Source organism: Kitasatospora sp. GP30 (assembly GCF_029892145.1).
GTDB classification, from domain to species: Bacteria; Actinomycetota; Actinomycetes; order Streptomycetales; family Streptomycetaceae; genus Kitasatospora; species Kitasatospora acidiphila.
Genome location: NZ_JARZAH010000001.1, coordinates 337,245 through 350,103 on the forward strand (window position 1 = coordinate 337,245; position 12,859 = coordinate 350,103).

General features: G+C 63.5%; 7 protein-coding genes. 4 read left to right on the forward strand and 3 right to left on the reverse strand.

Going from position 1 to position 12,859, the window contains the following annotated elements:
- The first annotated feature begins 1 nt into the window (after window position 1).
- From P3T35_RS01600 to P3T35_RS01615, 4 genes are all read left to right on the forward strand, one after another.
- Window positions 2-1,579 carry a type I restriction-modification system subunit M gene (locus P3T35_RS01600; protein ID WP_101381020.1) on the forward strand — a complete coding sequence of 526 codons (1,578 nt, stop codon included), beginning with the start codon at window positions 2-4 and terminating at the stop codon, window positions 1,577-1,579.
- Window positions 1,576-2,223 carry a restriction endonuclease subunit S gene (locus P3T35_RS01605; RefSeq protein WP_101381021.1) on the forward strand — a complete coding sequence of 216 codons (648 nt, stop codon included), beginning with the start codon at window positions 1,576-1,578 and terminating at the stop codon, window positions 2,221-2,223. Before P3T35_RS01600 ends, P3T35_RS01605 begins: the two co-directional genes overlap by 4 nt.
- Window positions 2,220-5,270: a type I restriction endonuclease subunit R gene (locus tag P3T35_RS01610; protein ID WP_101381022.1), complete on the forward strand. Its 3,051-nt coding sequence runs from the start codon at window positions 2,220-2,222 to the stop codon at window positions 5,268-5,270. Before P3T35_RS01605 ends, P3T35_RS01610 begins: the two co-directional genes overlap by 4 nt.
- 621 nt (window positions 5,271-5,891) lie before the next feature.
- Window positions 5,892-8,036 (forward strand): AIPR family protein, encoded by a 2,145-nt coding sequence (locus P3T35_RS01615; RefSeq protein WP_101381023.1) that lies wholly within the window; start codon window positions 5,892-5,894, stop codon window positions 8,034-8,036.
- Between the two features lie 581 nt (window positions 8,037-8,617).
- Here P3T35_RS01615 and P3T35_RS01620 read toward each other — a convergent pair.
- The 3 genes from P3T35_RS01620 to P3T35_RS01630 all read right to left on the reverse strand — a co-directional run bounded on the left by P3T35_RS01620 (window position 8,618) and on the right by P3T35_RS01630 (window position 12,611).
- Window positions 8,618-10,807 carry an NACHT domain-containing protein gene (locus P3T35_RS01620; protein WP_101381024.1) on the reverse strand — a complete coding sequence of 730 codons (2,190 nt, stop codon included), beginning with the start codon at window positions 10,805-10,807 and terminating at the stop codon, window positions 8,618-8,620.
- Entirely contained in the window at window positions 10,804-11,241 is a 438-nt protein-coding gene (locus P3T35_RS01625; protein ID WP_101381025.1) for a chromosome partitioning protein, read from the reverse strand. The genes P3T35_RS01620 and P3T35_RS01625 overlap by 4 nt, the downstream gene beginning before the upstream one ends.
- A gap of 110 nt (window positions 11,242-11,351) precedes the next feature.
- Window positions 11,352-12,611, reverse strand: coding sequence for a hypothetical protein (locus P3T35_RS01630; protein ID WP_280703969.1), 1,260 nt, complete (start codon window positions 12,609-12,611; stop codon window positions 11,352-11,354).
- Window positions 12,612-12,859 lie beyond the last annotated feature (248 nt).

A 12,859-nucleotide genomic window follows, 5' to 3' on the forward strand; every position in this document is an offset into this window, starting at 1 on the left:
CGTGACGCGCAACAACAAGGAAGCCCAGCGGGCTGAACTGCACCGGACCATCTGGCGGATCGCCAACGATCTGCGCGGAAGTGTCGACGGCTGGGACTTCAAGGCATATGTCCTGGGGATGCTGTTCTACCGATACGTCTCCGAGAACCTGACGGCCTACATCAACGAGCAGGAGCGCCAGGCCACCGGAGATCCACACTTCGACTACGCCAACCTGCAGGACGCCGAAGCCGAGTTCGGGCGTGACGGGACGGTCGAGGAGAAGGGCTTCTACGTTCTGCCCTCGGAGCTGTTCGTCAACGTGCGCAAGGGCGCCGCCGAGGACGGGAACCTCAACAAGACCCTGAACGATGTCTTCAGGGGCATCGAGGCCTCGGCCCAGGGTACTGCCAGTGAGGACGACCTCAAGGGCTTGTTCGCCGACCTGGACGTAAACAGTCCCAAACTTGGCCCGACCGTGGCCAAGCGCAACGAGAAGCTCTGCAGGCTCCTGAACGCCGTCGGCGATCTGAACCTGGGCTCGTTCGCCGACAACACTATCGACGCGTTCGGCGACGCCTACGAGTACCTCATGATGATGTACGCCTCCAATGCGGGTAAGTCCGGTGGTGAATTTTTCACTCCGCAGGAAGTCTCCGAGTTGATGGCGCGCATCACCGTGGTCGGCAAGAGCGAGGTCAACAAGGTCTACGACCCTGCCTGCGGATCTGGGTCACTGCTGCTGAAGTTCGCCAAGGTGCTCGGAAAGGACAACGTCCGCCAGGGGTTCTACGGCCAGGAGATCAACCTGACCACTTATAACCTGTGCCGGATCAACATGTTCCTGCACGACATCAACTACGAGATGTTCGACATTGCCCACGGCGACACTCTCATTGACCCTGCACACATGGACGACGAGCCGTTTGAGGCAATCGTGTCCAACCCGCCCTACTCCACCAAGTGGGAGGGCGACTCCAACCCGCTGCTGATCAACGACGAACGGTACCGGCCGGCTGGCGTGCTGGCCCCCAAGTCCAAGGCCGACCTGGCCTTCACCATGCACATCCTGTCGTGGCTGGCCGAGAACGGGACCGCGGCAATCGTCGAGTTTCCCGGCGTGCTCTACCGTGGCGGTGCCGAAAAGAAGATCCGCAAGTATCTTATCGACAACAATTTTGTTGATGCGATCATTCAGCTCCCTCCGGATCTCTTCTTCGGTACCACGATCAGCACCTGCATCATCGTGCTCAAGAAGGCGAAGACCGACAACAAGGTGCTGTTTATCGACGCCTCCGCCGAGTTTGTGCGCCAGGGTAACAAAAACAAGCTTTCCGAGGTCAACCAAGCCAGGATCCTGGACGCCTACGTCACCCGTCGGAACGTCGAGCACTTTGCCCGACTGGTCGATAATTCGAAGATCGCCAACCAGCACGACTACAATATCTCGGTATCTTCGTACGTCGAGGAGAAAGACACCCGCGAGGCCGTCGACATCGCGGCGCTGAACGCCGGTATTGATCAGATCGTTGCCCGCCAGTCCGTCCTGCGCTCCCAGATCGACGCCATCGTCACCGAAATTGAAAGAATCGCCAAGTGAGCCACATTGACGAGCTGCTTAAGCGGCGCTGCCCAGGCGGAGTTGAGTACAGGCCGATGGGTGAGGTCGGTGAGTTCATTCGTGGACGCCGGTTCACCAAGAACGACTACGTCGATTCGGGTCTGGGTTGCATTCACTACGGGCAGATCTACACCGACTACGGAACTTCAACAGACTCGACCGTAACATTCCTCGACCCCAGCCTTCGCGGCTCTCTTCGGCTGGCCCGCAAGAATGACCTCATCATTGCGGCAACTGGCGAGAATGTCGAAGATGTATGCAAGGCTGTGGCATGGCTTGGCGAGGAAGAGATTGCGGTTCACGATGACTGCTACATCTTCCGCCACTCCTTTCATCCGAAATTCGCCTCTTATCTGTTCCAGTGCTCTGCATTCCGGGAGCAGAAGGTGAAATACGTTAATGAGTCCAAGGTGGTCCGAGTCTCTGGTGCCAACTTGGCCAAGATCAAGGTCCCCGTTCCGCCGCTGGACATTCAGGATGAAATCGTCAAGATTCTTACCACGATGGAGGCTTTGGAGGCCGAACTGAAGGCCGAATTGGAGGCCGAGATCGCCGCACGTCGCCAGCAGTACACCTACTACCGTGACCGCCTCCTAGCCTTCGAGGAGAAGACCGAAGCATGATCGCCAGCGCTGGTGCCGCGTTCCGTATCGCCCCGATTGCGGTCGGCGAGGAGTCGACCGTCATCGCCGAGTACGAGCCTGACCCTGCAGCCTCGGAGCGATACCAGAGCGAGGCTGAGCTCGAGAAGGAGTTAATCAAGCAGCTGTGCGCGCAGGCGTATGAGCCCTTGGCTATCACTAGCGAGGTTGACCTCGTGGCCAACTTGCGCGCTCAGCTGGAGGCTTTGAACGGCATCACGTTCACCGACACTGAATGGAAAGCGTTCTTCTCCGAGAAGATCGCGAATGCCAACGATGGCATCGTTGAGAAGACCGCGCTCATCCAGGAGAACCACGTCCAAATCCTCAACCGGGAGGACGGGTCCTTTGAGAACATCGCGCTGATCGACAAGACCAACGTTCACAACAACCGGCTGCAGGTCATCAACCAGTACAAGTCCGAAGGCGCCCGCGCTACTCGGTACGACGTGACGATCCTGGTAAATGGCCTGCCCATGGTCCACGTTGAGCTCAAGCGGCGCGGTGTGGACATCCGCGAGGCGTTTAACCAGATCAACCGGTACCAGCGCGACTCATTCTGGGTCGGCTCTGGCCTGTTCGAATACGTGCAGTTATTCGTCATCAGCAACGGCACCCTGACGAAGTACTACTCGAACACTACTCGTGACCGGCACGTGGGCGAGCTTGCGGGCAAGCGTAGCCGCAAGAAGACCTCGAGCTCGTTCGAGTTCACCAGCTGGTGGGCCGACGCCAACAACAATCGGATCGCCGACCTGCCAGGTTTTACCCGGACGTTCCTGTCTAAGCGCACACTGTTGAACGTCCTGACCCGTTACTGCGTGTTCGACGTCGACCGCAGCCTTTTGGTCATGCGGCCCTATCAGATCGTGGCCACCGAGCGAATCCTGCAGCGGATAGAAATCTCGACGAACTACCGGCGCACCGGCACCATCGACGCCGGCGGGTATGTGTGGCACACCACCGGGTCGGGCAAGACCCTGACCAGCTTTAAGACCGCACAGCTGGCGACCTGCATGGAAGGTATCGACAAGGTCCTGTTTGTCGTGGACCGCAAGGACCTCGACTATCAGACCATGCGGGAGTACGAGCGCTTCGAGAAGGGTGCGGCCAACTCCAACGGATCCACCGCCGTGCTCAAGGAGCAGCTGGAGGGCCCCGACTCCCGGATAATCATTACCACGATCCAGAAGCTGTCGACCTTCGTGAAGCGCAATAAGCAACACCCGGTCTATGGCAAGCACGTGGTAATCGTGTTCGACGAATGCCACCGCTCGCAGTTCGGCGACATGCACACGGCGATCGCTAAGACGTTCAAGCACTACCATCTGTTCGGGTTTACCGGAACGCCGATCTTCGCCGACAACGCCGGCACCAGCGGCATCCCGAAGCGGCGCACGACCGCGCAAGCCTTTGGGGACAAGCTGCACGCGTACACGATCGTGGACGCCATCGGCGACAAGAACGTCCTGCCGTTCCGCATCGACTACGTCAACACCATCAAGGTCGCCCCTCAGGCCACCAACAAGCCGGTGGCCGCGATCGACACCGAGTCCGCACTGCTGCACCCGGACCGGGTGCGTATGGTGGCTGAGTACATCCTGGACCGCTTCGACCAGAAGACCCGACGCGGTGAGGGATACGTCCTCAAGGACAAGCGCGTGCGCGGGTTCAATTCGATGTTCGCCACGGCCTCCATCGACGCAGCCAAGCGGTACTACAACGCCATTGAGAGGCTGCAGCGTGAGCGGGCGCAGGCAGCCCAGGCTGCGGGAAAGCGGTACGAGCGCCTGAAGGTTGGGCTGATCTACTCCTTCGCCCCCAACGAGGATGAGCCGGACGGCCTGCTGGGCGAGGAGGACTTCGAGCCCGACGGCTTGGACAAGGCGTCCCGCGACTTCCTGGAGGACGCAGTCCAGGACTACAACGACATGTTCGGCACCTCGTACGACACCTCTTCGACAAAATTTGAGAACTACTACAAGGATCTGTCAGGTCGACTCAAGAACCGCGAGCTCGACCTGGTCATTGTGGTCAACATGTTCCTGACGGGGTTCGACGCCACCACCCTCAACACCCTCTGGGTGGACAAGAATCTCAAGCAGCACGGCCTGATCCAGGCATTCTCCCGTACCAACCGCATCCTCAACTCGGTCAAGACCTACGGCAACATCGTTTGCTTCCGTGACCTAGAGGACGAGGTCGACGACGCCCTCGCGCTGTTCGGGAACAAGGACGCCGCCAGCGTCGTCAAGATCGCCCCCTACGGGGAGTACTACTCCAAGTACCAGCAGAAGATCAGCGACTTGCTCGACCGCTTCCCCCTCGGCAAGGAGATCGTTGGGGAACAGGCTCAGAAGGACTTCATCGCGCTGTTCGGTGCGATCCTGGGCCTGCGTAACATCCTGGTCGCCTTCGACGAGTTCGCTGGCAACGAGATCCTCACCCCTCGGCAGATGCAGGACTATCAGTCGATCTACCTGGACCTGTATGAGGACTTCCGGCGAACCGCTGAGGGTGACAAGGAGTCCATAAGCGAGGACGTCGTCTTCGAGATCGAGCTGGTCAAGCAGATCGAGGTTGGCGTCGACTACATCCTGATGCTGGTGTCCGAGTACCAGAAGCAGAAGGGCAACGGCGTCGACAAGGAGCTTGAGGCTCGCTCGAACATCGCCCGCGCTCTGGAGGCCAGCGCGTCGCTGCGTAACAAGAAGGACTTGGTCATGGAGTTCGTCGACTCCATCTCCGCCGACATCAACACCGTCCACGCCTGGCAGGCCTACATCGCCCAGAAGAAGCACGACGAGCTCGAGCGAATCATCGCCGAGGAGAACCTGAAGCCTGGGCCCGCCCGCGCCTTCGTGGAGGATGCCTTCCGCAACGGTGAGATCCCGACCGGCGGTACCGCAATCACCAAGATCCTGCCCCCGGTCTCCCGGTTCGCCCACGGCAACAACCATGGAACCAAGAAGGCCGTCGTGTTGGAGAAGCTCAAGGCCTTCTTCGACCGGTTCTCCGGCCTGTCCTGACGCTGTCTAACTGCTCGCCCTCGACGATCGCCGGTACGGAGTGGAGCGCCAGCGCGCGATGAGTACCACAACGCGCGCTGGCGCTGGTTTGCAAGCGTCACGTGGCGAGCAGGATCGCTCTGGCCCCGTACCGCACTTTCCCGTGAGATGTGCCGTTTTGAAGTCGTTACGCTGCCAGTCACGTACCAGCACGCACACCACGCGGGCAGGCGACGCTGCTGTCGTGCTGGATGACGACCACGTGGGTGTCCTCTTGCGGATCATCCACGACCAGGCACCGTCTGGCCTCACAGTCACGGAGAGGATCCTGGCAGAGGAGATCGACTGCGTGGTCACCCGCGCTCTCGCCCGGTAATGGGACAACGCCGATGCTCGCAACCGGGGAGACCGTCGCGCCGCCGCCGCGGTCTTCCGCTGGTACATATTGAAGCCGGTGGGGGAGCCGTATGACTCCATCGTCGCCTGCATCGAAGCCGGCTACCTCGTTGACTGACGATGTACGGAGGCCCGGCAACCTGTGGCGGTTGCCGGGCCCTGCCGCGCTGCTCACTCGGTTCACCCCCACGCTCTGAACCACCTGGGTAGGCTGGGCAGTTAGGGCGAGACCGGGAGTGGGATCAGATGGGGAAGAGCACGCAGGGGATGCCGCTGGAGGTGCGGCAGGTTCGCGAGGCGTTGCTGAGGGAGTTCGCTGACCGGATTTCCATGGACGATTTCGAGAAGAAGGATCCCAAGGAGCGTGAGGCCGCCCTCTTATCCCGGGCTGTATCGGCGAAAGCAGCTCGTATCCTGACTGACTGCACCTCGGACGAGGCGGCCGCTGGGGTGATCGATGGCCGGGACGACTTTGGCATCGACTCCGTGGCCTTCTCCGCTTCCGGGACGGAACTCTGGCTGATCCAGGCCAAGTGGAAGAACTCTGGGACAGCAGGCTTCGATACCGAGGCCGCACTCAAGCTCATCCAGGGGCTGAAGAAGCTCGATAACCGGGATTTCGATCACTTCAACGAGCGTCTGCGGCTTCTTGGGGACCGGGTGCACGGCGTTCTCAAGCTGCCAACCTGCAAGGTGCATTTGGTCGTCGCCCTCATGGGGGATAGCCGACTGTCGCCCGAAACGCATAACATCCTTGACGAGGCGGCGCGGGAGTTCGGTGGTTTCGGCCGCACTGTCGAATATCGAGTGGTTGGCCAGGCTGACTTCCATCGGGCCATTCGGGAAGATCTAGAACCGGAGCCGATCACACTCACCGCGAAAATGACCGAAGGCTGGCACGACCGCGATACCCCTTATGTGGCCATAATTGGCGAGGTGAGCGCTGCGGAGCTTGCCCAGTGGTATGCGGACAACGGCGAGCGTCTCTATGATCGGAACGTCCGAAAGTCGCTCGGGCTCACCGGGGTCAACAAAACCCTGGTCGACAGCATGTTGGAAGATCCCGACGGTTTCCTCTATCGCCACAACGGCATCACGGTGCAGTGCGATGTCATCGAAAGGGAGTTCTTTGCGAAGCGTGCGACCGGCGCGCCCATCTCCCTGACCCTCCGCAACGCAAGCGTCGTGAACGGGGCGCAGACCGTCACCTCGGCGAACCGGGCCTTCGAGAAGGATCCGGACACGGTGGCGGAAGCTTATGTCTCGGTGCGGATCGTCTCCGTACAAGGGGCGCCCGAGGGTTTCGCGCAAAGCATTACCAAGGCGACCAACACCCAGAATCACATGGAGCGCCGGGATTTCATCGCAATCGACCCGGTCCAGAGTGAGATCCAGAAGGATTTCAAGCTCTCACTTGACAAGGAGTACGTCTTCCGGCGCGGCGAGATGGACCCGGCCCCCGAGTCTGGGTGCTCGGTCACCGAGGCAGCTACCGCCCTCGCCTGTGCATATCAGGATCCGACCTTCGCTGTCCGGGTGAAGGGGTCGACGGAGGCTCTGTGGAAGGAAGGTGCTGACGGCGCCTATACCCGCCTTTTCGGGCAACAGCCGAGCGCCTACCAGATCTGGCGCTCCGTCCAGGTCCTGCGGGAGATCCGCGATGAGCTGACGAAGCTCCGGTCGACGCTGTCGGGGAGGGCGGCGTCCATCGCGGATAGCGGGGCGCTACTGGCCGCCCATGTGGTGTTCCAGCGTATCGGCAGCGAGGCGATCGAAGAACCCGACAGTGACTTGGACGCGATCATTCGGAGCGTGCCCGAACAGGTGCGAGGTGTGCTGGCTTGCCTGATCGACATGGTGGACAAGCTCTTCACTAACAAGAGCTACATCACCAGCACATTCGCCAGTGACGAGAAGTCCAGGCAGCTGGTCCAGGCGGTATTGCTGACACTCGCCGCAGGGAACGGCACCCCTGATCTATCGGCGTTTGTGGCGGCAGCCAACGAGAAGCGTGCGAAGCGTCCGCCGACGATTCACCTTCTCGTGGACCACGACCTCATCCCCGATGGCACCCTGCTGGCTTACGCAGCCAGTGACACGGAAGAACGAGCCATCGGCGCCTGGCTCGACCAGGACCCGCGTCGGCGTCGGGCGACCTGGCTCAACGACCGCAAGGCGCCGATCCTCTGGGAGGCGGACGGGCGACGCTACTCCCCGACTGGACTGGTGAACTACATCTGGCAGCAGGCCGAGTGGCGGGAGCAGTGGAGTGCTGTTCAGGGGCCCAAACAGTGGCGGGTTCCTGGAGAGGGGACGTTGGTGGAGATCGCGGAACGGCTGTGGCGGCGGTTGGATACGGAACAGGAACCGGAGGAGGCCAGCGAGTCTTAACCAGACCGCCCCGATCAGCACCGTCCTGGTCGGGTTCGCAGACTCTCACGCTCTTGCCCTGCGGTCGCCAAGCGTTGTGCCAGATACTGCTCAAATCTGGCCGTGCGGGAACCAGGATGCGTGAGCGATGCGTGAGCGGACGGGGCAGCACGTGCCGGTTCGGGTGGGATCGTGGATCACGGGGCAACGTCCTGACCTGCGAATTTATCACCAGACGCTCGATGCTGGCAGCAGCCAGCATGATCACTCTCGGGCTCGTAATGCGTAGGTCGCGGGTTCGAATCCCGCAGGCGGCTCCGAGAAGGCCCAGGTCAGATAGCCCATGACCTGGGCCTTTGCTGTTCCGCGACCTGCGGGCAGGCGTCGGCGACGCGCTACGAGATCCTTGCGTGAGCGATGCATGGGAACCGCTTGCCCCACGCCCAAGCTGCAGCGCCGCCGTTTCCATCACTTCTTGAGCGCGATATCCAGGTATGCCTGCACCGGCTCGAAGACCCCGTACGGGGCACGTACGAGAGGATGTCTGGAGGCGCCACCCAAGCAGGCGCAGAGAAGGCGGCCGGCAGGGCATGCGCGGCGTTTCAGTCGACTGGATCACCGGTGGGACGGTCGCGCCGTTTGCGCTGTTGCGGTGCTTGGGCGAAGTGCTCTTGAAGCCGCGCATGGCGGAACTCGTAGACCGCGCCGACCTGGCGCAGGACGCCGCGTTGGTGGGCGTCTTCGAGGAACGCCATCGTGTCCCAGGGCAGCTTGCCCCTGAGAGGCAGCCAGACGCGTGCGACGACCATCCACTGACCCCACGCAGTCAGGCTGAGTCCGGATCCGAGCCCGCCTCCGAGCGCGGTGAGGAATGCGAATCTGAGCGAATCGCCGGAGGTCCAGGAGATTCCGATGCCCCAGACGCAGTGGTGCAGCAGTTCGTCGCTGAGCCAGACCCCGGCTGCGGACACGATGCCGAGCGGCGGTGCGAACATGAGCAGTTGCAGGCGCACGGTCCTGCGGTTCCGGTCCAGCAGGTCACGGGGTCCGGGAGCTATTTCGACGGCGATGGGAGCCTCGAGCCAGGCCATCAGTGCGCCTATGAGCCCGCCTGCGAGTGCGAACGGGCCCGCGAGGAGCACCACGTATACCAGCCCGATCAGAAGCTCATGCGCGTTCCAGAGGATCAGGGTGGGCACGAGCCCTTCCAGCGCCCCGATCCCGACCCCGGCACCGAGCCCTGCCAGCGCCCCGATCCCGGCCCGCGCCAGGATCTCGCGGGGAGACCTGGCACCTGACCCTTCTGCCTTGCTGCCGATGGGCGTCCACACGCGCGAGGGCTCCAGCGCCGCGCCCCTGCGCATGGTCCCGATCCCGTGCGCGAGTGCAAAGACCAGTCCGGCCGGGACGCCGTTGACCAGTGCGTCCACGAACCCGACTTGGAGTCCTAGCCAGAGCCGGTACCCGAGCCCGTGCCCGGGTGCGGGGTAGGTGAGACCGTTGATGATCGCGTCCGTGGGTCCGACGACGAGTCCAACGGCCAGCCCGGACATCAGTCCGATGAGGAGCATGCGTTGGAACAGGCCCATGGTGGTGCCCAGTTGCCACCATGCGAGGCTGGGTTTGCCGCGTTGTTGGAGGTGGCGGGCGAGGTGGCCGAGCCAGTCGGTCACCTGTTTCACATCAGGGCGCCGCGCGTCCGTGAACAATCCGTCCGGCTCCCTGCGGCCAGGCTGGGGTGGCGGCGGTGGGTCACTCGAGTAGACCGACGGGACGAGCGACTTCAGCAGGTGGGTCTCGATCGCCTTCCGGGTGGGGAATCTGTCAGACGTCGCGAGGTCCCCGGGGCCCTCTTCATCGTTCAGGCGTGCGTAGGCCTGGCGGCACAGCCACAGCATGAGCGGACCCTTCAAGACCCTGGCCACGGTGCTGGACGGGTCCTGAACCAGCGCCTGCGCGAGCGGATCCCAGTACTCCTGATGCTGCGGGGTGGCGCTCCTGAGCAGGTAGTCCGAGACCTCCTGAGCGGTCAGGGGTTCGGCTTGGACCACAGCGGCCGCGCGAATTACGGGGTCGCGCTTGATCGCTTTGGCGTACTCCTTCGTCCGGCAGGTGAGGACCAGGGGTCCGCCCTCTCCCAGGACCCTGTTGAGTTTCCGCAGGGCTACCGGCTGGTCAGCAGCGGGCAACTCGTCCAGGCCGTCGAGCACCGGCAGGACGCGCCGTTTGGCGACGATGGTGCGGACCGTGCCGAGGGCCAGAGAGGGGTACTCGTACACCAACTGCCGTTCCAGCCACGTCTTCAGGTGCTCCCTCCGGGGCTTCCAGGAGGCGAGCGAGAGCAGGACGGGGACTGGGTCCCCCTTGCCCATCTGCTGGAGCAGCTCGATCACCAGCAGCACGGCCAGGGTGGTCTTGCCACTGCCCGCCTTGCCCAGCACCACCAGTCTGCGCTTGAGCGTGCCCGTGAACCTGTCGGCGAAAGCAGGAAGATCCGCAACGCTGCCCGCCACCGGATCCCCTGTCAGGCGGCGGTGGTCACCGAGCTGCTTGATCGATCCCTCGCGCCACCTGACGGGAATCGGCTCCGGGTCACACAGACCGCGCATAGCGGCCTCCTGCCGCCACTGCGCGTCCACCATGCTTCCCAGCTCTTGCACCGCCGTCTCCACCGGATCGGGGAACTGCAGCTCGAAGTAGTTGTTCTGGACGTTGTGGTCGCCGAACATCAATGCGGAGACGGCCTTGAAGACGAAGACGCTTGACTTGACGCCAGGCTCCGCAGCGGTCACTTGGACTCGAAACGGTTGTCCTGTCGGCCCTTGTCGCCGATCACGAACGCAGCCGACCCTTCGACGGTGATCCGGCTGATGTTGTACTTGCCGGTCCCCGGGTCAGCGGACGCCGGGAGGGCCTGGGCCACCCGGTCCACAGCCTCCGCCAGTGCCTTGGCGAAGGCGCTGTCCTGCGTGGTCGCATCCTCCAACACCGCCTCCAGCTGGTTTCGGGTCTCCGCGGTCGGCTCTTGCCGACCGGAGCCGGCCTCCAGCATCACGTTCTCCAGCACCGGCGCAGGGCCCAGCCGGGAGACCACCACGTCGTGCAGGTGGTCCATCCCGGCGTCCAGCGCCCGATCGACCTCTGCGTCCGCCCGGCCGGCCACCCGCCGAGCTTTGCGCACGGCCCACGCGAAGAGATACCCGACCGCCAACTCCACACCCACCACGTTCGCCTCCTCTGTAGGACACGTTCGTCAGTCAACTGACCTTAGCTGCAAGCACCCGGCCGCATGGCGAAGCTCTGAAGGAGTGCCGCGACGGCCGAGCAGGGTGTTGCTCAGGGACCTGGGTTCCCTGTCGTCTCGTCCACGGGCTCGCTCACATGCCCGTACGCCAGCGCCGTTGCGCGAATACGGCGTTTCCTGGTCCAGGCGCTGAGGACGGCGGCGGCGATGCCGGCGGCGATCAGGACAGCGGCGATCAGGAGTGGGTACGGGAAGTGCTCGTGCTTGGCCGGCAGGAGGATGGAAGCGGTACTGAGCGGGGCGCCACCGCTCGGTTGGGAGCTCGCTGTGCTGGCCGACGCGCTCGCAGTGCCGGGAGTCGACGGTGCCGTGGCTGTGGGTGCAGCCGATGCTGACGAACTCGGTCCACCCGTTGCGTTCGACGGAACCGCACCACCTGATCCGCCGCTCGCGCCGGTTCCACCGCTCTTACCCGTTCCGCCGCTCGTGCCTGTTCCGCCGCTCTTACCCGTTCCGCCGCTCGTGCCTGTTCCGCCGCTCTTACCCGTTCCGCCGCTCGTGCCTGTTCCGCCGCTCGTGGCCGAGCCACCGCTCGTGCCCGTTCCGCCGCCCGTGCCCGAGCCGCCCGACGACGCCCCGGTCTTTGCGTCTGAGGGCGTTGCGGTCGGGGTGCCGGGGTTCCCGCCGTCCGTCGACCCCGAGGAAGGCGCTGGCGTAGGCGGGGGCGGCTCCGTCACCGCGACGGACTGGAGGACGTTGTCCTGCGCGGAGCCCGGCGAGCAGGACCCGCCAATCGTGCCCAGGGCGGCGCCACTCGCCGTCCTCGGGGTGACTTGCGCGGTGAAACTCCCGATGGTGATCTTCGCCTGACCTCGCTGGCTGAGCGTCATGGGAGGCGCGGCACCGGTCGCCGTAAGCGCGAACGAGCCGGACGCCGGGATCGCGGTCCTGGCAATGGACATGGTGATGTCCTCCGGAACGTTGCCCTGCGGCGCCACCACCGTGCCGTGTCCGACCACCGTTCCGTCCACGCTGGTGGCACCGAGGATGGCCGCGTACTGCGCGAAGCTCGCGTCCACCATCGCCGTCCCGCGGACGGTGAACCGCGGACTGGGCCGGCCCACCACCATCGAGGTGGGAACGTCCGCATCGATCGTGATGTCCGCGGCAGCGCCGATCACCCCGGACGAGCACGAGTAGTGCAACGTGCGCGAGACAGGGGCAGCGGCGGAGGATCCGACGTCGAGCACCGCCCCCACACCGACGGCAGCCATGACCGTCGCCGTCACCCCGAGGACGGCCCGTGCCCCGAACCGTCCCGCGCGACGTCCTTTGCCGAGCGTGATATTCATGATCACTCCCGATGGCGGCCTCCCCGATTCCCCCGATGCCAGTCAGTATGGCGACTGGTCATAAATGGATGGTTGCAGCCGACACGCCGTACTGTGCGTAAGCTGACTGAACATCAGATACCCGCCATCACATCCGGTAACCAGTAAGCAAGCGCAGCTCGTGTGAAGCTGTGGGGGTCGGCACTCCGTTCGGCCTCGGCCATGGCACGGCCGACCGCGAGCCAGGCGTTGCCGTGATCGCCGAGCTC

Coding starts and splice junctions, on each gene's coding strand:
- P3T35_RS01630 (WP_280703969.1), bottom strand. CDS start 12,611: ATGAATATCACGCTCGGCAAAGGACGTCGCGCGGGACGGTTCGGGGCA.
- P3T35_RS01615 (WP_101381023.1), top strand. CDS start 5,892: ATGGGGAAGAGCACGCAGGGGATGCCGCTGGAGGTGCGGCAGGTTCGC.
- P3T35_RS01610 (WP_101381022.1), top strand. CDS start 2,220: ATGATCGCCAGCGCTGGTGCCGCGTTCCGTATCGCCCCGATTGCGGTC.